27 protein-coding genes are annotated in these 24,102 nt (G+C 43.8%); 19 read left to right on the forward strand and 8 right to left on the reverse strand.

Annotation, left to right across the window (positions count from 1 at the left end):
- Nucleotides 1–204 precede the first annotated feature (204 nt).
- The 14 genes from V7R39_RS15130 to V7R39_RS15195 all read left to right on the forward strand — a co-directional run bounded on the left by V7R39_RS15130 (nucleotide 205) and on the right by V7R39_RS15195 (nucleotide 13,364).
- A complete protein-coding gene (locus tag V7R39_RS15130; protein WP_334031719.1) occupies nucleotides 205–825 on the forward strand; it encodes an FKBP-type peptidyl-prolyl cis-trans isomerase in 621 nt (206 codons plus the stop codon).
- A 353-nt stretch (nucleotides 826–1,178) separates the two neighbouring features.
- The gene (gene fabV / locus V7R39_RS15135; RefSeq protein WP_334031720.1) at nucleotides 1,179–2,357 is read left to right on the forward strand and encodes an enoyl-ACP reductase FabV; all 1,179 of its coding nucleotides are present in this window, start codon (nucleotides 1,179–1,181) and stop codon (nucleotides 2,355–2,357) included.
- Between the two features lie 485 nt (nucleotides 2,358–2,842).
- Nucleotides 2,843–4,183, forward strand: coding sequence for a Na(+)-translocating NADH-quinone reductase subunit A (locus V7R39_RS15140; protein WP_334031721.1), 1,341 nt, complete (start codon nucleotides 2,843–2,845; stop codon nucleotides 4,181–4,183).
- 3 nt (nucleotides 4,184–4,186) lie between these two features.
- The gene (locus V7R39_RS15145; RefSeq protein ID WP_334031722.1) at nucleotides 4,187–5,389 is read left to right on the forward strand and encodes an NADH:ubiquinone reductase (Na(+)-transporting) subunit B; all 1,203 of its coding nucleotides are present in this window, start codon (nucleotides 4,187–4,189) and stop codon (nucleotides 5,387–5,389) included.
- Nucleotides 5,379–6,143 carry a Na(+)-translocating NADH-quinone reductase subunit C gene (locus V7R39_RS15150; protein WP_334031723.1) on the forward strand — a complete coding sequence of 255 codons (765 nt, stop codon included), beginning with the start codon at nucleotides 5,379–5,381 and terminating at the stop codon, nucleotides 6,141–6,143. Before V7R39_RS15145 ends, V7R39_RS15150 begins: the two co-directional genes overlap by 11 nt.
- A gap of 10 nt (nucleotides 6,144–6,153) precedes the next feature.
- Entirely contained in the window at nucleotides 6,154–6,786 is a 633-nt protein-coding gene (locus V7R39_RS15155; RefSeq protein WP_032095524.1) for an NADH:ubiquinone reductase (Na(+)-transporting) subunit D, read from the forward strand.
- Nucleotides 6,787–6,789: 3 nt separating this feature from the next.
- Nucleotides 6,790–7,398 (forward strand): NADH:ubiquinone reductase (Na(+)-transporting) subunit E, encoded by a 609-nt coding sequence (gene nqrE, locus V7R39_RS15160; protein WP_032095525.1) that lies wholly within the window; start codon nucleotides 6,790–6,792, stop codon nucleotides 7,396–7,398.
- Nucleotides 7,399–7,418: 20 nt separating this feature from the next.
- The gene (gene nqrF / locus V7R39_RS15165) at nucleotides 7,419–8,651 is read left to right on the forward strand and encodes an NADH:ubiquinone reductase (Na(+)-transporting) subunit F (protein WP_334031724.1); all 1,233 of its coding nucleotides are present in this window, start codon (nucleotides 7,419–7,421) and stop codon (nucleotides 8,649–8,651) included.
- Between the two features lie 75 nt (nucleotides 8,652–8,726).
- A complete protein-coding gene (locus V7R39_RS15170; RefSeq protein WP_334031725.1) occupies nucleotides 8,727–9,755 on the forward strand; it encodes an FAD:protein FMN transferase in 1,029 nt (342 codons plus the stop codon).
- Nucleotides 9,756–9,764: 9 nt separating this feature from the next.
- Nucleotides 9,765–9,998: a (Na+)-NQR maturation NqrM gene (gene nqrM, locus V7R39_RS15175; RefSeq protein ID WP_032095528.1), complete on the forward strand. Its 234-nt coding sequence runs from the start codon at nucleotides 9,765–9,767 to the stop codon at nucleotides 9,996–9,998.
- A 159-nt stretch (nucleotides 9,999–10,157) separates the two neighbouring features.
- Complete coding sequence (locus V7R39_RS15180; RefSeq protein WP_334031727.1) at nucleotides 10,158–10,628, forward strand: type II secretion system protein; 471 nt, start codon at nucleotides 10,158–10,160, stop codon at nucleotides 10,626–10,628.
- A 135-nt stretch (nucleotides 10,629–10,763) separates the two neighbouring features.
- Nucleotides 10,764–11,834: a DNA polymerase IV gene (gene dinB, locus V7R39_RS15185; protein WP_334031728.1), complete on the forward strand. Its 1,071-nt coding sequence runs from the start codon at nucleotides 10,764–10,766 to the stop codon at nucleotides 11,832–11,834.
- 134 nt (nucleotides 11,835–11,968) lie between these two features.
- Nucleotides 11,969–12,217 carry a DUF1653 domain-containing protein gene (locus tag V7R39_RS15190; RefSeq protein WP_334031729.1) on the forward strand — a complete coding sequence of 83 codons (249 nt, stop codon included), beginning with the start codon at nucleotides 11,969–11,971 and terminating at the stop codon, nucleotides 12,215–12,217.
- Between the two features lie 247 nt (nucleotides 12,218–12,464).
- Nucleotides 12,465–13,364 (forward strand): MBL fold metallo-hydrolase, encoded by a 900-nt coding sequence (locus V7R39_RS15195; protein WP_334031731.1) that lies wholly within the window; start codon nucleotides 12,465–12,467, stop codon nucleotides 13,362–13,364.
- A 134-nt stretch (nucleotides 13,365–13,498) separates the two neighbouring features.
- On the opposite strand, the gene V7R39_RS15200 is transcribed toward V7R39_RS15195, so the two are convergent.
- The 5 genes from V7R39_RS15200 to V7R39_RS15220 form a co-directional block, all read right to left on the reverse strand.
- Nucleotides 13,499–13,945, reverse strand: a complete 447-nt coding sequence (locus V7R39_RS15200; RefSeq protein ID WP_334031732.1) for a group I truncated hemoglobin — start codon at nucleotides 13,943–13,945, stop codon at nucleotides 13,499–13,501.
- 4 nt (nucleotides 13,946–13,949) lie between these two features.
- Nucleotides 13,950–14,777 (reverse strand): DUF3034 family protein, encoded by an 828-nt coding sequence (locus V7R39_RS15205; RefSeq protein WP_334031810.1) that lies wholly within the window; start codon nucleotides 14,775–14,777, stop codon nucleotides 13,950–13,952.
- Nucleotides 14,778–14,791: 14 nt separating this feature from the next.
- On the reverse strand, nucleotides 14,792–17,119 hold the full coding sequence (locus V7R39_RS15210; RefSeq protein ID WP_334031734.1) for an EAL domain-containing protein: 2,328 nt from the start codon (nucleotides 17,117–17,119) through the stop codon (nucleotides 14,792–14,794).
- 8 nt (nucleotides 17,120–17,127) lie between these two features.
- The gene (locus V7R39_RS15215) at nucleotides 17,128–17,862 is read right to left on the reverse strand and encodes a methylamine utilization protein (protein WP_334031736.1); all 735 of its coding nucleotides are present in this window, start codon (nucleotides 17,860–17,862) and stop codon (nucleotides 17,128–17,130) included.
- A 169-nt stretch (nucleotides 17,863–18,031) separates the two neighbouring features.
- On the reverse strand, nucleotides 18,032–18,250 hold the full coding sequence (locus V7R39_RS15220) for a VF530 family protein (RefSeq protein ID WP_334031737.1): 219 nt from the start codon (nucleotides 18,248–18,250) through the stop codon (nucleotides 18,032–18,034).
- 186 nt (nucleotides 18,251–18,436) lie between these two features.
- Here V7R39_RS15220 and V7R39_RS15225 point away from each other — a divergent pair, with 186 nt between their 5' ends.
- From V7R39_RS15225 to V7R39_RS15240, 4 genes are all read left to right on the forward strand, one after another.
- On the forward strand, nucleotides 18,437–19,297 hold the full coding sequence (locus tag V7R39_RS15225; RefSeq protein WP_334031738.1) for a class II glutamine amidotransferase: 861 nt from the start codon (nucleotides 18,437–18,439) through the stop codon (nucleotides 19,295–19,297).
- 146 nt (nucleotides 19,298–19,443) lie between these two features.
- Nucleotides 19,444–19,629 carry a hypothetical protein gene (locus V7R39_RS15230; RefSeq protein ID WP_334031739.1) on the forward strand — a complete coding sequence of 62 codons (186 nt, stop codon included), beginning with the start codon at nucleotides 19,444–19,446 and terminating at the stop codon, nucleotides 19,627–19,629.
- A gap of 504 nt (nucleotides 19,630–20,133) precedes the next feature.
- A complete protein-coding gene (locus tag V7R39_RS15235) occupies nucleotides 20,134–20,877 on the forward strand; it encodes an SDR family oxidoreductase (protein WP_334031740.1) in 744 nt (247 codons plus the stop codon).
- A 17-nt stretch (nucleotides 20,878–20,894) separates the two neighbouring features.
- Nucleotides 20,895–21,788 carry an NmrA family NAD(P)-binding protein gene (locus tag V7R39_RS15240; RefSeq protein ID WP_334031741.1) on the forward strand — a complete coding sequence of 298 codons (894 nt, stop codon included), beginning with the start codon at nucleotides 20,895–20,897 and terminating at the stop codon, nucleotides 21,786–21,788.
- 55 nt (nucleotides 21,789–21,843) lie between these two features.
- Here the strand turns inward: V7R39_RS15240 and V7R39_RS15245 are convergent, their stop codons facing one another.
- On the reverse strand, nucleotides 21,844–22,746 hold the full coding sequence (locus tag V7R39_RS15245) for a LysR family transcriptional regulator (protein ID WP_334031742.1): 903 nt from the start codon (nucleotides 22,744–22,746) through the stop codon (nucleotides 21,844–21,846).
- Nucleotides 22,747–22,903: 157 nt separating this feature from the next.
- On the opposite strand from V7R39_RS15245, the gene V7R39_RS15250 reads away from it, so the two are divergent.
- Nucleotides 22,904–23,248, forward strand: coding sequence for a nuclear transport factor 2 family protein (locus V7R39_RS15250; RefSeq protein WP_334031743.1), 345 nt, complete (start codon nucleotides 22,904–22,906; stop codon nucleotides 23,246–23,248).
- 231 nt (nucleotides 23,249–23,479) lie between these two features.
- Here the strand turns inward: V7R39_RS15250 and V7R39_RS15255 are convergent, their stop codons facing one another.
- On the reverse strand, nucleotides 23,480–23,761 hold the full coding sequence (locus V7R39_RS15255) for a type II toxin-antitoxin system RelE/ParE family toxin (RefSeq protein WP_334031744.1): 282 nt from the start codon (nucleotides 23,759–23,761) through the stop codon (nucleotides 23,480–23,482).
- The gene (locus V7R39_RS15260; RefSeq protein WP_334031745.1) at nucleotides 23,754–24,005 is read right to left on the reverse strand and encodes a type II toxin-antitoxin system ParD family antitoxin; all 252 of its coding nucleotides are present in this window, start codon (nucleotides 24,003–24,005) and stop codon (nucleotides 23,754–23,756) included. Before V7R39_RS15260 ends, V7R39_RS15255 begins: the two co-directional genes overlap by 8 nt.
- Nucleotides 24,006–24,102: the final 97 nt, after the last annotated feature.

Raw genomic sequence — 24,102 nt, forward strand, 5'->3', positions numbered from 1 at the left:
ATACTGTGTCCTTTGCAACTTGTCTAACCTCTTTCGGTTATAATTTACAACATTTTGATACTTTAATAGCCTTATTAACAATGCTGAAAGCAAGATAAATTGTGGTGTGATACACTCTCGCACCGGAAAATGCAGAAAAATTCTCGCAGTGTGCGAGTCGTTTAAAATTCGTACTGCATTTGTAATTTAATTTCAGGAGTTATTGTGACTGATACTTTCAATACAGTAGAAACCCAAGCAAGTTATGGCATTGGTTACCAAATGGGCCAGCAACTACAATCTAACCCGTTCGACGGCCTAGCGATTGATGCAGTTGTAGCTGGTTTAAAAGATGCGTTTGCGGCTTCTGCACCTCAAGTTGATAACGACACGCTTCGCGATGCGTTTGGTGAAATCCACAACCGTATGCAAGCTGCTAAAGAAGAAGCAAGCAAAGCTGTGATCGAAGCAGGAACTAAATTCCTGGAAGACAACGCCAAGCGTGACGAAGTTAACGTAACAGAGTCTGGTCTTCAGTTTGAGGTGATCGCTGAAGGTGAAGGTGATTCACCTGTAGCTGAAAGCACGGTTCGTGTTCATTACCACGGTACTTTAACTGACGGTACAACATTCGACAGCTCTTATGAGCGTGGTCAGCCTGCAGAATTCCCAGTTGGTGGCGTTATCAAAGGTTGGACTGAAGCACTTCAAAGCATGAAAGTTGGCGCAAAATGGCGTTTATATGTACCTCACGACCTTGCCTACGGTGAGCAAGGTGCTGGCGCAGCAATTGCACCTTACAGCACACTGATTTTTGATGTTGAGCTACTCGACATTCTAGGTTAATCAGCCTATTGGGGCGCCGTATTTTGCTGCGCCCCAATCGCTACTGAAATCGCTACTGAAAAATCATCCGGTGTAGTAAAGTAGCATCAATAAAAATCTTCTTTTGTTAAAAACACTACCTATTAAAAGCACCTTCCGTAAAAAACATCCTCAGTAAATTGGGCTTTTAGCAAGGCCATATTCAATACCCCTTCCTTTGCGTTATGCTGTGTGATACTCGTCCGCATGGATAATTACCCACTCAGCGAGCAATTATCTATGCGGGCTGGTATAAACGATTTTCGATCTGCTCCGAGTTGTTAAACGCAATGACGGCATTACAATAGCGCCACGCTTAAATAAGGAAAATTATTATGATTATCAAGCCTAAAGTGAGAGGCTTCATATGTACAAACGCGCATCCAGTGGGCTGTACAGCATCAGTTAAAGAACAGATCGCATATGTACAAGGTCAGGGCGACCTAGGTAATGGACCAAAAAACGTACTCGTTATTGGCAGCTCAACAGGCTATGGCCTTGCGTCTCGTATTACTTCAGCCTTTGGATATGGCGCTAAAACCTTGGGTGTATGTTTTGAAAAAGCCCCAACGGAAAGAAAAACAGGTACTGCTGGCTGGTATAACACCGCCGCGTTTCACAAAGAAGCTAACACCAAAGGTTTGTACGCAGACACTGTAAACGGCGATGCATTTTCTGATGAGATAAAAGCAGAAACTATCGAAAAGATTAAGCAAAACATCGGAAAAGTAGATCTTGTCATCTACAGTCTCGCTTCACCGCGTAGAACAGACCCAGAGACGGGGGTAACCTACAAGTCTACTTTAAAGCCTGTGGGCCAGGCTTATACCACCAAGACTTACGATACTGATAAAGACAAAGTCCACGATGTATCTTTAGAGCCTGCTAATGATGAAGAAATTCTCAATACCATCAAAGTAATGGGTGGAGAAGATTGGGAACGCTGGATGGACTTTCTTCGCGATGCGGATGTGTTGGCAGAAGGGTGTAAAACAACTGCCTACACCTATATTGGTAAAGAATTAACCTGGCCTATTTATGGGCAAGCGACAATCGGTAAAGCGAAAGAAGATTTAGACCGTGCGGCAGCGGCCATTATTGGTAAAAATAGCGACCTCTTTGTTGAAGCTAACGTCAGCTCGCTTAAAGCACTTGTTACCCAAGCAAGCTCAGCAATCCCAGTAATGCCCCTTTATATCTCACTCATTTACAAAGTGATGAAAGAAGAGGGAACCCACGAGGGCTGTATTGAACAAATCCACGGGTTATTCACTCAGTGCCTCTTTGGCGATAACCCCACTCTTGATGAAGCCAATCGCTATCGTATGGATGCAAAAGAAACCAACGACGCAACGCAGGCCAAAATTAAGGTGTTGTGGGACCAAGTCACTCAAGAGAACTTCCATGAGTTAAGTGATTACGCTGGCTATCATCACGAATTTCTTAAGCTGTTCGGGTTTGATATTGAGTCGGTAGATTACGAGCAGGATGTGGATCCTCAGGTAAGTTGGTAAGCGCTGAATAGCGACGCTAAAACATGTTGAAAGCCGCCTACAAAGGCGGCTTTTTTAAAGCCTATTTAACGCGTTGAATGTAAAAATTAGCCGATATAGACCATAGGTTTACATTAAATTGTCGAAAATTTTGTCTTTATCTGTGATTTGCGTGGCACAAAGGCATTGGTTAATGCTAAAATCCCGATATTAAGTGAGGAGTTTTCAACGATTCCTTGCCTATACAGCAGTATCGAATTTGATATCATAGTTTTCGCAACAAATAATTCAAATACTGCTGTCCAATAAAAACAGGGCGAAAAGCCCGCGTTAGGAATAAGCCGTTGCGGCCACGTAGCAAGCAAACCGCGACTTTATCGGTAAGTTTCGCCAATCAAAACAAAAAAGGTGTTTAGCACCTGTTACTAGTACGCTTTTGCATGCTGACAGGCAGGATAACTGCGGTTATGCAAAAGGGTATTTATATTAGAGTAGTGCAATTACATATGATAAAAATCAAGAAAGGTCTCGACCTCCCAATTGAGGGAGCGCCAAAGCAGGAGATTGCTGATGCATCTGCTGCAACGCGCGTTGCCATTCTGGGAGAAGAATATGTGGGTATGCGCCCTACCATGCACGTCCAAGCTGGCGATGTAGTGAAGAAAGGTCAGGTTCTTTTTGAAGACAAAAAGAACCCTGGCGTTAAATTCACTGCACCAGTAGCGGGTGAAGTGGTAGAGGTTAATCGTGGTGCAAAGCGAGTGCTTCAGTCTGTAGTTATCAAAGCAAACGGCAGCGATGCTGTTAAATTTGATACGCTATCTGCTGAACAAATCTCAAGTGCTTCACGAGAGCAGCTTCAATCAATCCTAGTGGAATCTGGCATGTGGACAGCGATTCGTACGCGTCCATTTAGCAAATCGCCTGCGTTAGATTCCGTACCAAACTCAATTTTCGTTACAGCAATGGATACTAATCCACTTGCAGCCGATCCGGCTGTGATTATTGCTGAGCGCCAAGAAGACTTTGCAAATGGTCTGAAGGCGTTAACGCAATTGAGCGGTGGAAAGACTTACGTCTGTAAGGCGCCAGGTACATCGGTAGCAACCGGTGATGCTGCGGTAGACGTAGAAGAGTTCGGTGGTCCACACCCAGCTGGTCTTCCAGGTACGCACATCCATTATTTGGATTCTGCTGGCATGAACAAAACCGTTTGGCATGTTAATTACCAAGACGTAATCGCCATTGGCGCATTGCTGACAACAGGTGAATTAGACAGCAGACGTGTAGTTTCATTAGCCGGTCCTGCAGCTAAAAATCCACGCCTTGTGCGCACAATGGTTGGAGCTGATTTAGCAGAATTAACAAAAAATGAACTTGTAGACGGTGACGTACGCGTTGTGTCTGGCTCTGTACTTAACGGTACAACAGCACAGGGTGTACACGGCTTCTTAGGTCGTTTCCACACACAAGTTTCAGCATTAAAAGAAGGTCACGAGAAAAAGTTCTTTGGTTGGATTGCTCCAGGCTCAGACAAACACTCAGTGACACGTGCTTACCTAGGTCATTTAGGTGGTAGCAAGAAATTTGATATGACAACAACTACCAATGGTTCAGAACGTTCTATGGTTCCAATTGGTAATTATGAACGCGTTATGCCCCTAGATATCATTCCTACGCTTCTGCTTAGAGATCTGATTTCTGGTGATACTGACGGTGCTCAGACATTGGGTTGCTTAGAGTTGGACGAAGAAGATTTGGCGTTGTGTACATATGTATGCCCTGGCAAATATAATTATGCTCCTATTTTACGCGACTGTTTGGCCACGATAGAGAAAGAGGGTTAAGTCATGGGTTTAAAAGCGTATTTAGAAAAAATCGAACCGAACTTCGAGCCAGGTGGTAAGCATGAAAAGTGGTATGCGCTTTACGAAGCTGCGGCGACCATCTTTTACACGCCCGGTAAAGTAAACAAAGCAAACACTCACGTGCGCGATAGCATCGACCTTAAGCGCATTATGATTTTTGTATGGATGGCAACATTCCCAGCAATGTTCTTCGGCATGTACAACATTGGCTTACAAGCGCAAGACGCAATTGCTGCTGGTGCGGGTACTCTGCCTGACACGTGGCAAGCGGGTTTGTTCTCTGCCCTAGGTGGAGACTTATCAAATGCCGGCGTACTAGGCATGTTCTTCTACGGAGCGTGTTTCTGGTTACCTATTTATGCCACTACCTTTATTGTTGGTGGTTTCTGGGAAGTCCTTTTCGCTTCAGTGCGTAAGCATGAAGTTAACGAAGGTTTCTTCGTAACCTCAGTACTTTTCGCTCTAACGTTACCTGCAACAATTCCTTTGTGGCAAGTAGCGCTAGGCATCACTTTCGGTGTTGTTATTGCGAAAGAAGTATTTGGCGGAACAGGCCGTAACTTCTTAAACCCAGCATTGTCTGGTCGTGCGTTCTTGTATTTTGCTTATCCTGCACAAATCTCAGGTGACCAAGTATGGGTAGCGGCAGATGGTTACTCGGGTGCAACGTCACTAAGCCAAGCGGCTTCTGGTGAACTTGACTACGCAAACATGGATCACTGGATGAACAGCTTCTTGGGTACTATCTCAGGTTCTGCTGGTGAAGTATCGACCCTTGCGATTATTCTTGGTGGTTTATTCATCATGTATATGCGTATTGCAAGCTGGCGCATCGTTGCCGGTGTTGGTCTTGGCGTAGCATTCTTTGCAACACTGCTCAATGTAATCGGTAGTGATACCAACGCAATGTTTGCAATGCCTGCATATTGGCACTTTGTAGTCGGTGGACTTGCCTTCGGTATGTTCTTTATGGCAACAGACCCAGTTTCGGCTGCATTCACAAACCAAGGTAAATGGGCTTACGGCTTCTTCATCGGATTCATGACGGTATTAATACGCGTATTGAACCCAGCCTTCCCTGAAGGTGTGATGCTAGCGATTCTATTTGCTAACTTGTGGGCACCATTGTTCGACTATTTCGTCGCGCAGAGCAATATTAAGCGGAGGGTAGCACGTGTCGGCTAAGAAAGAATCTTTAGGCAAAACGGTAGGCATTGTTGTAGCCGTATGTTTAGTATGTTCAATTGTTGTATCTGGCGCGGCCGTTGGCCTGCGCTCGCTACAGCAGACAAACGCTGCTCTTGATAAAAAGAGTAATATCCTTAACGCTGCGGGCCTTTATGAAATGGGCATGAGCAACAGCGCTATCGAAAGCACCTATGACGAGCGTGTTGAACCGCGCTTTGTTAATCTGGATAGCGGTCAATTCGTTGAAGCGCCAACTGCAGATTACGATATGTATAAGGCTGCTAAACAAACTGAATACAGCACGCAAGTAACAAACAGCAATGTTGGTTTCCAACGCCGCCCTGACGTAGCAAGTGTTTACTTGGTGCGTGACGCACAAGGTGATGTTTCGCGCATTATCTTGCCTGTGCACGGCAGTGGACTGTGGGATCTTATGTACGGTTTCTTAGCGCTAGATGCAGACGGACAAACTGTTCGTGAGCTTATCTACTATCAGCAAAAAGAAACGCCAGGACTAGGCGGTGAGGTTCAAAATCCAGCGTGGCAGGACAAATGGGATGGTAAAGAAATATACGAAAACGGCGACGTAGCCATTCGTGTAGTAAAGAATGCTAACCCAAGCAATCCTCACACAATTGATGCGCTTTCAGGTGCGACCCTAACAAGTAACGGTGTAGAAAACACAATTCGTTACTGGGTAGGCGAGCAAGGCTTCGGCCAATTCCTGAAGAACCAAGCATGGCGTTCATAAGGGAAGTCTCATGGCAGATACTAAAGAAATGAAAAAGGCCCTCTTTGGGCCAATCTTGGACAACAACCCGATCGCCCTTCAGGTACTAGGGGTATGTTCAGCACTGGCAATTACCACAAAGCTGGAAACAGCGTTGGTAATGTCATTAGCACTAACAAGCGTTGTAGCATTCTCAAACTTGTTTATCTCACTTATTCGCAACCAGATACCTTCTAGTGTTCGAATTATTATTCAAATGACAATCATTGCCTCATTGGTAATTGTTGTTGACCAAATATTGAAAGCGTATTCGTATGAAATTTCGAAACAGCTGTCGGTGTTCGTCGGATTGATAATTACTAACTGTATCGTAATGGGTCGTGCAGAAGCCTATGCGATGAAGAGTCCACCTCTTATGAGCTTCCTTGACGGGATAGGTAACGGCCTAGGGTACTCTTTTGTACTTGTCGTTATTGGTACCATCAAAGAGCTATTTGGCTTCGGTACTATTCTTGGATTTGAGATCCTTCCACTTGTTCAGAACGGTGGTTGGTACCAAGGTAACGGGCTGTTAATACTGCCATTCAGTTCATTCTTCTTAATCGGCGGCTTAATATGGTTTATCCGTACTATCCGTCCAGAGCAAGTAGAGCCTAAGGAGTAAGTCGTGGAACATTATTTGTCGTTATTTGTTCGCTCAATATTTGTTGAGAACATGGCGTTATCACTTTTCTTAGGTATGTGTACCTTCTTGGCGGTATCTAAGAAAGTTAAAACTGCAATGGGTCTTGGCGTAGCAGTAATTGTTGTACTTGGTATATCAGTACCTGTTAACCAAATCATTTACGTTAATATCCTTGCTCCAGGTGCGCTTGCATGGGCGGGCTTCCCAGAAGCTGATTTAAGTTTTCTTAATTTTCTAACCTTCATCGGCGTTATTGCGGCGTTGGTGCAGATATTAGAAATGAGTTTGGATAAGTTCTTTCCAGCGCTATACAACGCACTTGGTATCTTCCTACCACTGATCACAGTTAACTGTGCAATTTTTGGTGGTGTAGCATTTGCCGTTCAACGTGAATATAACTTGACCGAAAGTGTAGTTTACGGCGTAGGAAGTGGTATCGGTTGGGCAATTGCTATTGTGCTATTGGCCGCTGTACGTGAAAAGCTGAAATACGCAGATATGCCTGATGGTATTCGCGGTCTTGGATCGGTATTCATGATTGCGGGTCTTATGGCGTTAGGCTTCCAGTCATTCACTGGTATTCAGCTTTAATCGAGCTCGGGAGCATTTAAATGAATAACGTAGAAATTTATCTAGGCGTCGGCATGTTCATTGCCATTGTATTGGCACTAGTATTCATCATCATGTTTGCCAAGTCTAAATTGGTACCAAGTGGTGACGTTACTATTACAATTAATGGCGATCCGGACAAAGCTATTAAAACTGAGCCAGGCGGCAAGTTGCTAGGTGCGCTTGCAGATGCTGGTTATTTTGTGTCTTCAGCGTGCGGTGGCGGTGGCTCTTGTGGTCAGTGTCGCGTAGATGTGCATTCAGGTGGTGGCGAAATTTTACCTACTGAGCTTGACCACATTACTAAAGGCGAAGCGCGCGAAGGTTGCCGTTTGTCGTGTCAGGTTGCTATTAAGCAAGACATGGACATTGAACTTGAAGAGTCAGTATTTGGTGTTAAGAAGTGGGATTGTGAAGTTATCTCTAACGATAGCAAAGCTACCTTCATCAAAGAACTTAAGCTTAAAATTCCTAACGGCGAAAGCGTACCGTTCCGTGCTGGTGGATACATTCAGATCGAAGCTCCACCTCATCATGTTAAATACAAAGACTACGATATTCCTGATGAGTACCGTGGTGATTGGGAACGTTTTGGCTTCTTTGACATTGAATCAAAAGTTGACGAAGAAACAATTCGTGCTTACTCGATGGCTAACTACCCAGAAGAAGAAGGCATTATTATGCTTAACGTGCGTATCGCTACGCCGCCGCCTAATAACTTAAGCCTACCTGCTGGTAAAATGTCATCGTACATCTGGAGCCTTAAAGAAGGCGACAGCGCGACTATCTCAGGTCCATTTGGTGAGTTCTTTGCTAAAGACACTGATGCTGAAATGGTATTCGTTGGTGGTGGTGCGGGTATGGCGCCAATGCGTTCACACCTTTTCGACCAACTACGTCGTTTGAAATCAGACCGTAAAATCTCATTCTGGTACGGTGCCCGTTCACTTCGTGAAATGTTCTACACAGAAGATTTCGACGAGCTAGCCGCAGAGAATGAAAACTTTCAGTGGCACGTTGCACTTTCTGATCCGCAGCCTGAAGATAACTGGGAAGGCGAAACTGGGTTTATTCACCAAGTATTGCTAGAAAGATATCTGAAAGATCACCCTGCACCGGAAGACTGTGAGTTCTACATGTGTGGGCCACCTATGATGAACGCTGCCGTTATCAACATGCTTAAAGATTTAGGTGTTGAAGACGAGAACATCATGCTAGATGACTTCGGTGGTTAATCTACGCAAATAAGTTTATAAAAGGGGCGTAAGCCCCTTTTTTGTTTGTGTAAAGGATAGAGTAAGGAACCTATTGTGATTCGATTTTTTGTTCGAATTCTATTAGCGGTGATTGCCATATCAATGGTAATGCTTGCAAGCTGCAGCGATAAAAGTCGTCCTGTTGTGCATCTGCAGGGACAAACTATGGGCACAACGTATAACGTTAAGTACTTGGCTGATAAAGGTAAGGCGGTAGAAGGTCTTCAGGCTGAGATTGATGCGCGTTTGGTTAAGGTTAACAAAATGATGTCAACTTACGACCCCACGTCTGAGTTGTCGCGCTTTAATCAGTATCGTTATACCGATAATTTTGTGGTGTCTAATGATACTTTGCTTGTGGTTAATGAGGCATTGCGGCTGGCCAAATTAAGTGGCGGTGTATTAGACGTTACCGTAGGCCCGTTGGTTAACCTATGGGGGTTTGGCCCCACTAAGCGACCTGAGAAAGTACCATCTCGCAATGATATCGACGGTGTTCGCGATTACGTAGGTCATCAAAAATTAGGTATTACTCAGACGGGACTGAAGAAGCAGCATCCTATGCTGTACGTCGACCTATCTACCATCGCTAAAGGCTTTGGTGTTGATGAAGTGGCTGAAATACTAGAGCAGTACAACATCGAAAATTACTTAGTTGAGATTGGTGGCGAGATGCGTGTTAGAGGACTGCGTGGCGATGGTAGCGAGTGGTTAATTGCCATTGAAAAGCCAGTGACTACAGAACGCGCAATTCAAAAAGTGGTGTCGATTGGAACAAACGCTGTGGCAACATCGGGTGACTATCGTAATTATTATGAAGAAGACGGCACGCGTTATTCTCACCTTATTGACCCGACCACCGGTTATCCTATATCGCACAATTTAGTGTCGGTAACCGTCATCCACCCGTCATCAATGACCGCAGATGGCCTTGCCACTGCATTTAACGTGATGGGGTGGGAACAGGCTATTGAAGTGGCAGAGCAGGAAAATCTTGCTGTATTTCTCATTCGTCGCACAGATGATAGTTTTGAAGAGTATGCGTCGCCAGAATTTGATAAACTGGTCACAGTTCATAATTAAGGGGTAGGTATGTCTACATTTATTCTCGCATTCGGTTTCTTTTTGACCATGGTTGCTGCTATGGCCATTGGTTACTTGGTGCAGCGAAAAACTATTTCGGGAAGTTGTGGCGGATTAGGTGCAATCGGTATAGAAAAAGCGTGTGACTGCCCAGAGCCTTGTGATCGTAAAAAATCGCGCATGGAAAAAGAAGAAGCACGTCAGAAAAAGCTAAATGAATGGAAGCAAAACCAAATTCTGTAGGTTAAGACGCTTTCAAATTCCCGTTACATGAGAACGAAGCCGCTAGCTGCCCACTAGCGGCTTTTTATAACGGTTTTATTTCAAGTTACTTTTAAGTTCATATATTGTCTCTTAATAAATATTACCTTATGAATATGTTGATACTAAAGAAGAGTATTTATGAAGTTAGGTGAAGAAGGGTTTACCCTAATAGAGTTAGTTATCGTTATCGTTGTTTTAGGGATCCTCGCTGTGACCGCAGTGCCTCGACTAGTGGACTTAGGACGTGATGGACGAATTGCCACCCTTGAAGCCGCAGAGGGGGCAATGAAAACAGCGTCTGATCTTGTCAACTATAAGGCCAGGCTCGAAAATAAAACCGATTGCAACTTAGACCCCACTGTAGAACTTGCAGGACAAACTATTACCCTACGCTGTGGCTTCCCGTGCCCTCACCCGAGCGGTATTGAAAGGGCGATGGATGTAAGCGAAGGATTAACTTGGAGTGGAGGCAATTGTTCAGGTAGATTGGGAAATATCAACCTTACATTAGATGAAGCTCCAGACCCTGCAAATTGCAAGGTGAGATATGCAGCTGCTCGGTCAGCTGATTCAAAACCTATCATTAGTCTAACAACAAGCGGCTGTTAGAAACTCTTTCATTTAATCTTCAAAGAGCACGTCTCACTGGAATAAGTCTTCGCTAGTCGCTACTATACTGTCTATATGTACAGTTTGGTATTAGCATACACTTATAAGCATCCTAGTACCGCAATGTGAGTTTAAATGCGAAAAATCATCCACGTTGATATGGATTGTTTTTATGCCGCAGTGGAAATGCGGGATAATCCTGCGCTTAAGAATATTCCCATCGCGATAGGGGGAAGTTCTGATCGCAGAGGCGTGATTTCAACGTGTAACTATCCGGCAAGAAAATATGGCGTGCGTAGCGCAATGGCTACCGCTTATGCCATGAAGCTGTGCCCAAACCTTACCTTAGTGAAAGGCCGGATGGACGCTTACGCCAGCGAGTCTCAAAAAATTCGTAAAATATTTTCTGACTACACAGACTTAGTAGAGCCATTGTCATTAGATGAAGCATACCTTGATGTGACTAACAGTCAGTTTTGCGGCGGCAGCGCTACGTTAATAGCGGAGGAAATCCGCGCAAGAATCGAAAGCGAGTTGGGTTTAACCGCATCAGCAGGGGTCGCCCCATGTAAGTTCGTTGCAAAGGTAGCAAGTGATGAAAACAAACCCGACGGCATTTGTGTGATTACGCCGGATAATCTTGATGAGTTTGTTCGCAATATGCCGCTAAAAAAGATACCTGGTGTGGGTAAAGTGACAATGCAAAAATTGGCGCGTATGGGGCTCAACATTTGTAACGATGTGCGCCAGTATCCGTTTGAACGAATACAGAAAGAGCTTGGAAAGTTTGGCAGCGTATTGTGGGAAAGGGCCCATGGCATTGATGAGCGTGAACTATCAGTGTCTCGTGAGCGAAAATCAATTGGTGTAGAGCGTACCTTAAGTGACGATATTCAGACGATTGAACAGTGCAAGGCATTCCTTCCCCATTTACTCGAAAAGCTCCACGAGCGCATGGAAAATCACAAGAAAAGAACAGGGAAGCCTGTGCGTTTAAGAACACAGGGCGTTAAGCTTAAGTTTAATGATTTTCAGCTGACTACCGTTGAGCATCGACATGCCATGCTTGAAGAGCATTATTTTGCAACGCTGATGGAAGAGGCTTTTGAACGGGCCAAAGGACGAGGAATACGCCTAGTAGGAATACACATAGGCTTAGCTGCCCATCAATCAACGCAGCAATTGATCTTACCCTTTGACGATTAACGCCAAGCCATTCAAGCCAGCCAAGCCAGCTAAGCTAAGCAAATAGAGCTAAGCAAATAGAGCTTAGCAAATAGCGCCAAGACATTTAACAAACGCAATCATATGATAAAGCTAGCTAAGAATAAGGACCCACAATGGAAACGAAACAGCTCATTACTCCAGGTCGCTACAAGCATTACAAAGGCAATATGTACGATGTGTATGAGATTGCCACACACTCAGAGAATGAATCGAAACTGGTGGTATACAGGCCCTGTTACGGCGAACGTGCACTGTGGGTTCGCCCTCTCGGTATGTTTACAGAAACAGTAGAGCGTGACGGAAAGGAAGTATTGCGCTTTGCTTATATGGGCGATATTCCAGACGGTGAAAAAATGATCTAATACGTCGATTAAGCCATAGTGAATGCATAGTCAATTTTATGCTTAATATCGGCCATTAGTTAATGCTAGTTAAGGTTAATCGTCCGATATCGTTAGTATCTAATAATCAATGCCAATCAAGTTGCTACATATTAGTAATCGATAGAATGGTTGTGCCAAATTAATAGCGTTAAAGTAATTGCATTAATCGCCAGAGTATTTGAATTACAGCATTGCATGTACAGGTTAACCACCCAAGGAAAGTAGAATGAAAACAATGAATAAAACGTCGATACATTCACTGTCGGTAATAGCGGCGGCACTAGTTGCGCTATCGACAGTAGCGTTACCAACCTCTGTATCATTTGCACAAGATAGATTTGCAAACGTGGAAGTAAAAGCGACACCTATTAAAGGTGCTGTGCATATGCTAACGGGAATGGGCGGTAATATCGGTGTTTCTGCAGGTGAAGATGGCGTACTTATTATTGATGATCAGTTTGCTCCGCTTGCGGAGAAAATTGCCGCACAACTTGGCGAGCTTGGCAGCGACAAACCTAAGTATGTAATAAACACCCATTATCACGGTGACCATACAGGCTCGAATGCGTTTTTTCACAGCCACAAAGGCGCCACTATATTTGCTCACGAAAACGTGCGGGTGCGTTTAGCGGGAGACGAGAACGTCGAGCCTGACGCCTTGCCAACGATAACCTACGAAGACGGCATCAAAATATATTTTAACAACGAGACGGTACATGTGATGCACCTTCCTGTGGGTCATACCGACGGTGACAGTGTTGTATGGTTCGAACAGCCTAATGTTATGCATACAGGCGACTTATTTTTCAATGGCATGTTTCCCTATATAGACCAAGGTGCAGGCGGCAATGTAGTGGGGTATATGGAGTCTGTGCAGCATTTACTGACCAAGATTGACGATAACACCATGATCATTCCCGGTCACGGTGGTGTAGGCACTAAAGCGGAATATACGACGTTTCTTAACATGATCAATGAGACATTTGATTATGTAAAAGCCCTTAAGCAAAAGGGTAAGAGCCTTGATGAGGTAAAAGCTATGGGGCTTGAGGATAAGTGGGCTACATGGAGTTGGAACTTTATTAACGAAGAAAAATGGATCAGCACGCTTTATAACGACGCCTAGCATTAATACTAGCCCGCATACTTCCCGTCATTTCCCTTGCCGCTACTTTAGTCCTCAGGCAAGGGAGCCCTTAAAAAATTAGTCCTCAGGCAAGCGAGCCCTTAAAAAAGTAGTTTTTCTAAACAAGTCGCATCTTACAAATAAAGCATTTCATCGCGAGTGGGAGCAAGCACTCTTAGCACTTTGTTTTGCAGCGGGTGGGGCACGTCTGCCTTGTTCATTGCATTAATCAGTAAGTCGACGGTGCGGTTAAAGTCGGCTTCAGTAATATTCATACCACCATGCACTTGTTCCATGGTATCGCCTGAATACTCGCAGGGGCCGCCGGTGCGATGACATATCTGTTCACTTAATTTATCGATAAAGCGGTTAATATCTGCGCCGTCAAAATAGGCGAGAATAACAGGGTCGCGCTCAATCTCAACAACAAAGTTTTCTACTATCTCCTCTATCTTTTTACTGCCGCCCAGCTCTGCGTATACGCTTGATGATGGGTTTTGGCCACCAATGTTGGTAGAGCAGCCACTCAAGCCGATAATTGCCACAAAACTGATGAAGGGGAGAATACGCGTTATCAACATGATGTCACCATAATTGGCCATTTATTGAGAGATACAGGCCATTTTGTTGTTGTGCACCTGCCATACTTCCAAGTTCAGCCCAAGCAAGGGTAAGTGCAATGTGTTTGTTGGGGATATAGCTAACAAAGTAATCTACCCAATCTTCTTCACCTAAACCCAAATTATCAGGTTTCTGACGATATTCTGCGCCAATGGCAACGCTGCGCGAGAGCAATATGCCTGCTGAGGCTTCAAGCATAACTTCATAATTGCTGTTTTTTGCTCCGCCGAACCCCAGCAAACCAAGCTGGTTGGCTTTAGTGGCTCGCGCCGTCACATTCCACACCGCATTGAAGCCTGCTATAGCACCTAAATGAATCTTAGTAGCGGCAATGTAATAGTCAGTACCGTTTGATGAAGAGTCAGCGCCAACTAGGTCTGCGATTGCACCATCTTCAAGTCGTTTGTGTTGAAAACCAATACTGACTTGGGGCAAGCGGGAGTAAACCGCGTCTCCATAAAGACGATATTTCACTCCGAATATATTTTGCCTTATGTCGACGCCCAGCTCTTTTAAGTCGAACCGCTGGTGGGCTGCACTAATTTCAATACGGTCGTAAAAAGAAGCAGACACGCCCATAACATTCAGGCGATAGTCGTCAAGGTCTACCTGCGTCATCACAGCATTAACAGATACTTGGTCTTGGGTATCGTAGCCGGCTAGCGTTGCCCAGGGAACTATTCCGCCTCCGCCAGAGCCTTCAACTTGGATAAGACCCGCAGTGCCAAGCAATTTACCGTCGCCAGCGAGCGCTTCATTGTTATAAACCATCAATAAAAGAGCGCATAACATCGCCGCACAGTGTTTCATTGTGATATCCAGTCAGTGTTTTTGTTATCTTTGTACCATTGCATAAATTGCTCTACCGGTACAGGGCGAGAGATAAAATAGCCCTGAGCATAATTACACCCCCATTGATTAAGCAATGACAGACTAGGTAGGGTTTCAACGCCCTCAGCAATCACTTTTAAGTCAAAGTTATGCGCTAAGTCGATAATGGTTTTTACTATCTGTTGGTCACTTTGGTTTTTGTCTAAATTAAGAACAAAGCTTTTATCTATTTTAAGTTCATTAACCGGTAAGCTTTTTAAATACGACAATGATGAATAACCGGTACCGAAATCATCGATTGCCAGAGTAAACTCCGCCTCCCTGTACAAACAAAGTTCACTGTATACACCCTGGGCATCACTAACTAAGTCACTTTCGGTTATTTCAAAAGAAAGTTGAGTGGGGGATAGCCCGGCTTCTGCAATATGAGACTTAATTTGCGGCAGTAGTGATGTATTCAATATATCTTTGGCGGATAGATTAATGGCAACGCAAACATCTACGTTGTTATCCACCAATGTCTTAGTGTCGTTAATGGCGCGTTTAATTACCCAGTCGGTAACGGCCCCTATTAGCCCTGCCTGTTCGGCAACTAATATAAACTCATCAGGGCCCACAAATCCAAGGTTTTTGCTGGTCCAGCGCATTAATGCTTCCGCATGACTTATCGAGCCACTGTCTAAGCATAACTTGGGCTGATAAACCAAGGAAAGCTCAGGGCTATCTCGGTGCAAAGCCTGCTTTAATTCGGTAATGATGCTAATACGCCGCGTGTATTCAGCGTCGAAATCTGGGCTGTAGCGAACGCGGTGCTTTGGCAAATGGCGAGCATGGTCTAATGTAATCGCGAGGCGTTTTAACAGAGTGGATGGGCCATCGGCGTCTTCAGGGCAGTGTAACTCACCAAAAGACAGCTTCAATGTAATCTCAACATTTTCTGCGTAAATAGGCGCTTCAAGTTCAGTTTGAATAGAGGCCAAGTCGTTACTACTGAGCCTAGATTCGGGCATCCATAAAAATTCACCACCATTTAGTCTTGCTGCTACACCGCCAAGCTCATCTAAGCGCCCTGCTAGAGTATGTAAGCATAAGTCGCCGTTGCTGTAACCAAACACATCATTCACATTTCGAAAGCTAAGAATATTTATCCCAATGACGTCAAAAGACTCTTTGTTATTTAACTTTTTATTGATGACATCGGCAATGTGATAGCGGTTGGATAGGCCTGTAAGCAGGTCGTGTCTGGCTTGAAATTGAATTTGTTCCTCACGCATTTGAATATTGCTTTGCATTGACTGAAAAGAGTCAGAAAGCGCCGCGATTTCTGTTGTATGAGATTTTACAAGCTTTTTGTGACTATAAACACCTGCGGCTATTTCTTGTGATATGGCTGATAGTCGATGAAGAGGTTTTGATATTCGTCTTGCAAATAATGCGGCAATAAATAGTGATACCGCAAGAAGCAGAGCGGCAATTATGCTAATTTGCTTTTGTAGTTTGGCAAATTCGGTTAATAGCGTTTGGGCGCTCTTTGAAAGCTCTAGCGTTATTTTTGTATCACTATCGTTAAACAGCGGTATGTATTGGGTAATGAGTTGGGCTTGGTTTGAGGGAATAAAAGATAACCAAGACAGCTCGTCTACGCCGTTTACGCGATTATAATTTTCTTGGGCATCATTAAGCGTGGTTTGCTTAAAAATGATGCTGTCTTGTTTTTCTGCCACAATAGCAATTTCAGACAATGTAATTGATTTTAAACGAGCTAAAACGGACCCATCTATTCTAAAGCCGATAGCGGCGATTGCGATGGGGTTTGGGGCTTCAACAAGTAAAAATAGCACTTGATAAAGTTCATTATTCACCACAATAAATGCATTCTGGCCACCTTGTTGTAGCGCATTTTGCACTAGTTGAGGGTGAGGAAACTGCTGTCCAGACTGTAATCCTTCAGAGGTACTACTGGTAATACTGCCCGACAACGACAATAACGCCATCATGTCTGCGCCAACTCGGTTACCGTGATTTTCTAGTGTGCTCGTTATAGTGGCGTTATCTTGAGATGCTACTGCGCTTTTAAAGCCAAAATCATCAACAAGTACACTCGCGTTAGTAAATAGCTGTTCTTCACGGTTACTGAAAACTTCTGCTACTACGTAGCGCGCAACTTCAAGACTCTCTGCTAATTCGCGTTTGGCATGTTCAGTGGTCGACGACCACACGCTCAACAGTATTGCTATTGTTGACAGCAAGACTAGTCCTGCCGCCAGTCTAAATACATTTTGATTGAGAGAATAAGACTTCAAAAGTTACCTCAACCGCCAAACCGACTAGAGCCAAAGATGCGTTTTTTAGGCGGTGGTGCTCGACGGACTAACTCAACTTTAGCAAAGGAGCTGCCGTCCCTGTCTTCTAGCATTACTTTCACTTTAAGGCTGCCATCTATCGACAAATCTTTATGCCACACTATCACACTTTCTGGTACTGGCTGGTCAAAACTTGCTAAGCCGTTACTGTCAGACACGCTAGTTATTTCCCCATCTGACACGTAAATATGCCCTACCATATCGTCATGTATATTGCAGCCAAGGGTGCCAATACCCGGCTTGTCAAATAGAACAGGATCAACATTCGACCCTTTATACAGCTTTATTTCAAATGGTTTAGTGGGGGAGAAACTATAAACGTGATGACGTATATCATCACTGTTGGGAAATTTGACCCTTTGGCCTTTTTGAATGGCGATAACGCGAGGTAAAAACTGCTTATCTACTTGGTCCATAATGGCCACCTGCTCACCATCGCTTTGAAAACTGCCCGTAGCAGCGTGCTTTGCAGTTTCTTGATGAGTGGTGGCAGTTACGCTGGGGGACGTGTTTAGCTCGTTGGGTATAGGGAGAAATGCGACCACAGCATTGCTGACAGGCTTATTGTCTTGGTCGACAACGGTCACCGTGCTAGTAGCTGCAGCGCAGGACAGTGAAAAGCTCAACGTAAAAAGTAACGCATAATTTAACAACGTTCGAAATTCAACAACTTGCTTAACCATGGCTTCTTCCTTCCGTTGTTTTTCGTCTTACTAAACATAGCAGTATTTGTACTTCTAGGTACATTAAAAAGTAAACAATATTAAGATGTTGATTGAACGCTAGTTATCTATTTAAATCAAATAAAACAGACGAAACACGTAGTAGCACGTTCTTTATGTAAAATCGATACTACTTAGAAAATGTCTGTATATAAAGTTGCTCCACCTTGTCTCTCGCCCACTGAGTTTTGCGTAAAAATTTAAGTGACGATTTAATAGAGGGATCGTTATAAAAGCAATTAATTCGAATGCGATAGTACAACCCTTCCCATCCGTAACGCTCGTGCAGTTGGGTTACTATATTCTCGAGGGTGAGACCGTGCAGGGGATTATTTGGTTGTTCTTTCATGTGGCAGCCAAGCGTGTTTTTTTAATATAGTACCATATCTAAAATCGCCATCGTAGAAGGTGTCGCGATGTACTAATCGTTTGTCAGCTCCGAAGTAAAGACAATGTATCCAACGTTGAATTGATTGATTGGCTCTGCTTGCGTATTCTCAGTGCTGAAGAATTAGTAGTAAAGGGAAGCCAAGCAGTGTGTGAACTTTTAGGCATGAGTGCCAATACACCAACAGATTTATGTTTCAGCTTCACCGGGCTTACCCGCCGTGGCGGTGAGACCGGCCCACATAAAGATGGGTGGGGAGTGGCATTTTACGAAGGTAAGGGCGTAAGGATGTTTCACGACCCTGAACCTAGCGCCATATCACCCATTGCAGATTTTGTCTCTACGTTACCCATCAAAAGTAAAACCGCCATCTGCCATATTCGACAAGCGAATGTGGGCAACATTATGTTGGCGAATACTCATCCCTTTGCGCGTGAGCTCTGGGGTGAGTATTGGGTATTTGCGCACAACGGCCAAATACCCAGCTTCTCTGCTGCAAAAGGCATGTATGAGCCTGTGGGCGATACCGACAGCGAAGCAATGTTTTGCGACATTATGAACCACGTACGACAACATTTACCGCGAGACACATCGCCCCTGCAATTGGTCGAGTCTCTTGTTTCATTAGCTAAAGCTTATGCCAAGCAAGGTGTCTTTAATTGTTTATTGGGTAATGGCGACTGGTTGTTTACGTTTTGCAGTACCAAGCTTGCCAGTATTACCCGAAGAGCACCGTTTGGGCCAGCGTGTTTAAAGGATGTGGAAGTAGCCATCGATTTTGCAGCTGAGACCACACCGAAAGACGTAGTGAGTATTATTGCTACAGAGCCCCTAACCAATGATGAGCAGTGGGATGTTTACGAGCGAGGGGAATGGAAACTGTGGCAAGACGGAGAAGTGATTGCTGCTGGTAAAGTAGATGTGCCTGAACACAAAAAAGAATCTGAAATGGTATCTCCCAACCCGGATATTGAAAGAAAATCGTCAACGGATGAGAACCAAGGCTAACGTGTAGTAGTGGCGTTAGTTGGATTAACAGATTTTTCTAAAAAACCATAACGTCAAATGGAGAGTTTTTAAGCTCATTCGAAGGTCAATTTGCGAGCACACAAGTACCTATTAAAATTCGCTTCTGGGTTGAAAATGGAAGATTGATGAGTCAAGGAGAGGGCCAAAGCGATCTTCCACTGACAGCGTATTCAGAAACAGAATTTCGTTTTGATCCTGCTGGTATCGTCTTCAACTTTGACAAACCGAGTGCCTCATCATCTCAGTCAAATGGTTTCATTCTAAGCCAAGGCGGTGGTAAATATATTTCAAACGCCAGTAGTAGCATGTAAGTCAGTTTTCTTTGACTAAAGTCAGAAGTATAAAATAACATCGTTTAATGTCTTAACTTGTCTTATGGAGCAACAAAACTCTTGGCTGTGGGGCGGCAAAGTACGTGAAGCGAACCTTCAGATATACCAATAGACTATTGCAGGAGTGAGCGTATAAAAGTCACCCAACCTTCCACATTCAAATGGCTCCTAAAAGGCAGTTTCCTGACATTCGTTTTTTATCATATAGCTATAATTTAGCGCCTAAATAGATTCCCAAATTTGGTGCTCACGGACTTGCTGTCTCGGGATTTTCTTGCAATAGAACTTAATATCTTGTTGCCTAATGCCAACTTCTCAATTGTGATTTACCCAATAGATCTTAACTGTCATGAGCAATATGAATCATGAGGTTGCATTTTTTGCAATTACAGCTTGTAAAAAGTGGGCACATACAAAGAAAATACAACTAACTATTATTCTCCTCGAACCATAACACTATTTAATTAAATCGAGGAAACAATCATGACTAATTCAAACGACCAACAAACAGCAATCATCACTGGCGGCTCACGTGGTATCGGAAAAGCAATCGCGCTTAAACTAGCCGAGCAAGGAAACAACGTTATCGTAAACTACCAATCCAATGCATTAGAAGCCGAAGCAGTTGTCAAGCAGGTGCAGGCAATGGGTGTAAAGGCTAAAGCAGTGCAGGCAGATATCAGTGAGCGAAAATCTGTAGATGACTTGTTTAACGTAGCAAAAGCAGAGTTTGGCGGTGTAGATATCGTTGTAAACAATGCTGCCGTGCAAATACATAAGATGATAAATGAACATACGGCTCAAGACTTAGATTCAATTTTTGACATCAATGCAAAAGGTGCGTTTTATGTCTTACAAAATGCCGTGCAACATCTTAACGAAGGTGGCCACATCGTGGCACTTTCGTCGTCACTGACCACGATGATGGTGCCAGGTTACAGTGCTTACAATGCAACAAAAGCAGCTGTTGAACAATATGTGCGCTCTGCGGCAAAAGAAGTGGCTCAAAGAGGCATTAACATTAACGCAGTCGCCCCCGGACCCGTAGATACAGAATTACTACGTAATACTGAAACCGAACAAGGTCTTAAATTTTTAGCTGGATTATCTGGATTTCAACGCCTAGGTACGCCACAAGATATCGCCAATATTGTTGGTTTCTTTTGTAGCGATGACAGCCGCTGGGTGAGTGGTCAGGTAATTCGTGCTAACGGCGCACTTATTTAAGTTTAAGGACCATAGATATGAAGACTCAAGCAAATATACTTATTATTGGTGCGACCGGCAAAGTTGGCGGTATGGCCTTAAACTACTTGGTTGAAAACACTAATCACAACGTGATCGCGGCGGTGCGGAAAAAAGAGCAAGCCTCTGCCTTTGATACTCTCGGCGTTCAAAGTGTGTATCTCGACCTTGATGATGTATCGAGCATTCGTCAAGGCTTAAAAGATATAAATAGAGTGCTTCTGCTAACTGCATATTCCGTCGATATGTTAAAGCAATCGATGCGCGTGATTGATGAAGCGAAGTCAGCGGGCGTAAAACACATTGTGCACGTTGGTGCATCGGGTAATCCAACAGCAGAAGTCGCCCATTGGGGATGGCACCGAATGATTGAGGCCTACATTGAAAAACAAGGCTTTAGTTTCACTCATTTGCAACCAGAAGCCTTCATGCAGAATATTACCGCCTTCGGTTGGCTGTCTCAAAGCAGTCTCACTAACTTGATCGGGAATTCGGTTTGGAGTTGGGTTGATGCCAACGACGTTGGGGCATTTGCTGGAGCTGTCTTAGCAAAGCCTGAAATATACTCTGGGCAAACGTGGCGGTTGGGCTATGCCAGAGCATCCATGCAAAAAGTAGCGAGAATGATTTCATCAAGTGTGCTTCAAGATATCAAGGTACACGAGCAAAACCCTGATAATTTTTATCAAATCGCAATCGAAAATGGTGCCGACCCCGCGTATATGTCTTGTGTGCGAGACCAGTTTAAACTCAACTCAAAAAACGCCATCGAACATGCAGATATGATTTTTGATGAGCATGCGTTTGAACAAACGGTAGGATATAAGCCGACCTCGTGGCCTGCATTCATAGAGCGCGAGCTAGGAGGATTGAAAGCAGCCACAGCTGCTTAAGCTTTAAAGTGGTAATTGGTTTAGGCTCTTTAGTAAAGAGCCTACATCTATTCATTTATAGTTGAACAGACTCCATTTTTGACACCAAAGTATCAATAAAAGTGCGCACTTTCGCTGGCAAATAACCGGTTCGAGTATACTTATACAGCGCATGCACTGGGTAGACTGGTTTTTCCCAATCAGCAAACAGCTCTACCAATTTACCATTTTGAATATCTTCGCCAAATAACCAAATAGGCCCGTAGTGTAAACCTGCTCCAGTATGCACTAAGTTGGCAATTGCCCCGACGTTATTAACGGACAAGCGCCCTCTAAGCGGAATTTGCAAAGCTTGGTTATTTTTCTTCATGGTGAACATATCGGGTGTAGCAAGCCACTGGTATCGTATAAACTCACAATTTGCTAGTTCTTCTCGGCTACCATTTGGAATATTCGCGTTAACGTAATCTGGGTGACCCACAACACACATGCGCATGTCGCCAAGATGCCGTGATTTAAGAGTAGAATCTTGCAATTGCCCAATACGAATTGCGACATCTACGTTGTCGTGCATAAGGTCGACATATTGGTCACTGAGCAGTATCTCTATCTCTAGTTTTGCATGCCTTTGTTGCAATTCGCTTGCCCATAAGCTCACATACTGCGCCCCAAAATCGACCGGGCAACTCACCCTTAATAAACCTTTTGGTGTATCTTTTGCGCCAGCGACTTCAACTTCTATTTGCTCCAACTCTTCGATTATTCTGCTCATATTATCGTAATAAAGCTGGCCCGCTTCGGTGGGAGCTGATTGTACTTTTGAGCGCTCAATCAATTTTATGCCTACATGCTCCTCAAGGGCATTGAGTCTTCTGGTTACTCTTGATGGCTCAGTATTGAGCTCAATGGCTGTCATACGCAAGCTACCCAATTCAACAATACGCAAAAACATGCGCATGTCATCAATCCCGATCTTCATGCTAAGTCCCCAAATAACGAACGTTAGCATCGTCTCATAAATTGCATTTATTGCAACTTATAGTTGAGTTAAGTAGGTGTTCAATTCATTTTTGACAAGACATAAAGTAGTACTCACGCAATCATAAGCGTTCGTTCAAACAAATCGGAGAAACCAAATGCGTAAAACAATATCAATCTTTTTACTTTTAACTACTTTCTTTGCATCTGCGAATACCAGCCTTATAGACTCGAAGTCGACCTTGGAATCTAAGGTTCAATTGCTACTCGATAGAGAAGAAATTAGCCAAACCATCACAAACTACGGGCTGTCATTTGACCAACTCGATTGGAAATTACATCGCAGCGTATTTACAGATGAAATCCAAATGGATTTTTCAGCATCAATTGGCGATGGTTTATCCACTATGCAAGCTGACGACTGGGTAAACGGCGTGAAAGGATTCTTTCATAATTTGAATGCTACGCAGCATATTGCTGCGCCTCTGACCATCAGTATATAATGTACAAAATTAAAAATATTTTGTGCTTAAGCCAGCATACTTTATGCTCGTGAGAACTCCACTTTTTCAACTTGTTTCAATTTTTTTGAATAACAATGTCTTGGAAATCCAGGACCATAGTCTAAAAGTTAATCCCTTGATGACGTTATCGAAAAAAGGGCATATCGTTGTAGATGTTACGGCTACGTCTGCTTTTGAATGTGCTCTGTCTGTCATTTTATGACAGTCTAGTTATAGTTTTACTGGATATTTGCGTATAACACGCGTTATCTCTATGAAATTTTCGCGCTCAATGAAATAGATGGAATACGTTTGATAAATTGCTCTGCGGTATCCTTTGCGCACTTCATCAATTAGGGCAAATTGAGCAGGATTATTAACGATTTTTGGAAATACGCTCAGTAGACCCTCGTAAAACTTAAGTGCTGATTGAGTACCGAAATGCACTTCGCCATATTCTAAAATATCAGCGAGGTCCTTTTCTGCGGCAAGGGTTAGCCTATAGTCAGACACTTATACGGCGCTTCTCTTCAAATTCCTGCAAAATTTGTTCAGCTGATTTGGTGGAATAGCCACTTTGCTCACCCACAATGAGCGCCTCTCTGATGACATTAATGTCTTCGTTTCGACGTTGCTCTTTGCGTATTAAGTCTCTCAGTAATTCGCTATCACTGGCGTATTCGCCGCTTTTTAATTGACTTTGCATCCACTCATTTTGCTTATCAGTAACGGTGATGCTCTTTTTAATCATGCTCATGTTTCACCTTTAAACCTTATTAGTAGTATTTAATACTATTATACATGGCGCTTGTATTGCAATGGGATTCTGACCGTCTATGGTTAGACTCAATTCT

The organism is Alteromonas sp. P256, from assembly GCF_036864455.1.
GTDB lineage: Bacteria > Pseudomonadota > Gammaproteobacteria > Enterobacterales > Alteromonadaceae > Alteromonas.

Excerpts from the sequence above, each read along its gene's own strand:
- fabV (WP_334031720.1), top strand. The coding sequence starts at position 1,179 with ATGATTATCAAGCCTAAAGTGAGAGGCTTCATATGTACAAACGCGCAT.
- V7R39_RS15140 (WP_334031721.1), top strand. The coding sequence starts at position 2,843 with ATGATAAAAATCAAGAAAGGTCTCGACCTCCCAATTGAGGGAGCGCCA.
- V7R39_RS15145 (WP_334031722.1), top strand. The coding sequence starts at position 4,187 with ATGGGTTTAAAAGCGTATTTAGAAAAAATCGAACCGAACTTCGAGCCA.
- V7R39_RS15155 (WP_032095524.1), top strand. The coding sequence starts at position 6,154 with ATGGCAGATACTAAAGAAATGAAAAAGGCCCTCTTTGGGCCAATCTTG.
- nqrF (WP_334031724.1), top strand. The coding sequence starts at position 7,419 with ATGAATAACGTAGAAATTTATCTAGGCGTCGGCATGTTCATTGCCATT.
- nqrM (WP_032095528.1), top strand. The coding sequence starts at position 9,765 with ATGTCTACATTTATTCTCGCATTCGGTTTCTTTTTGACCATGGTTGCT.
- V7R39_RS15180 (WP_334031727.1), top strand. The coding sequence starts at position 10,158 with ATGAAGTTAGGTGAAGAAGGGTTTACCCTAATAGAGTTAGTTATCGTT.
- dinB (WP_334031728.1), top strand. The coding sequence starts at position 10,764 with ATGCGAAAAATCATCCACGTTGATATGGATTGTTTTTATGCCGCAGTG.
- V7R39_RS15190 (WP_334031729.1), top strand. The coding sequence starts at position 11,969 with ATGGAAACGAAACAGCTCATTACTCCAGGTCGCTACAAGCATTACAAA.
- V7R39_RS15195 (WP_334031731.1), top strand. The coding sequence starts at position 12,465 with ATGAAAACAATGAATAAAACGTCGATACATTCACTGTCGGTAATAGCG.
- V7R39_RS15200 (WP_334031732.1), bottom strand. The coding sequence starts at position 13,945 with ATGTTGATAACGCGTATTCTCCCCTTCATCAGTTTTGTGGCAATTATC.
- V7R39_RS15205 (WP_334031810.1), bottom strand. The coding sequence starts at position 14,777 with ATGTTATGCGCTCTTTTATTGATGGTTTATAACAATGAAGCGCTCGCT.
- V7R39_RS15215 (WP_334031736.1), bottom strand. The coding sequence starts at position 17,862 with ATGGTTAAGCAAGTTGTTGAATTTCGAACGTTGTTAAATTATGCGTTA.
- V7R39_RS15220 (WP_334031737.1), bottom strand. The coding sequence starts at position 18,250 with ATGAAAGAACAACCAAATAATCCCCTGCACGGTCTCACCCTCGAGAAT.
- V7R39_RS15230 (WP_334031739.1), top strand. The coding sequence starts at position 19,444 with ATGAGTCAAGGAGAGGGCCAAAGCGATCTTCCACTGACAGCGTATTCA.
- V7R39_RS15235 (WP_334031740.1), top strand. The coding sequence starts at position 20,134 with ATGACTAATTCAAACGACCAACAAACAGCAATCATCACTGGCGGCTCA.
- V7R39_RS15240 (WP_334031741.1), top strand. The coding sequence starts at position 20,895 with ATGAAGACTCAAGCAAATATACTTATTATTGGTGCGACCGGCAAAGTT.
- V7R39_RS15245 (WP_334031742.1), bottom strand. The coding sequence starts at position 22,746 with ATGAAGATCGGGATTGATGACATGCGCATGTTTTTGCGTATTGTTGAA.
- V7R39_RS15250 (WP_334031743.1), top strand. The coding sequence starts at position 22,904 with ATGCGTAAAACAATATCAATCTTTTTACTTTTAACTACTTTCTTTGCA.
- V7R39_RS15260 (WP_334031745.1), bottom strand. The coding sequence starts at position 24,005 with ATGAGCATGATTAAAAAGAGCATCACCGTTACTGATAAGCAAAATGAG.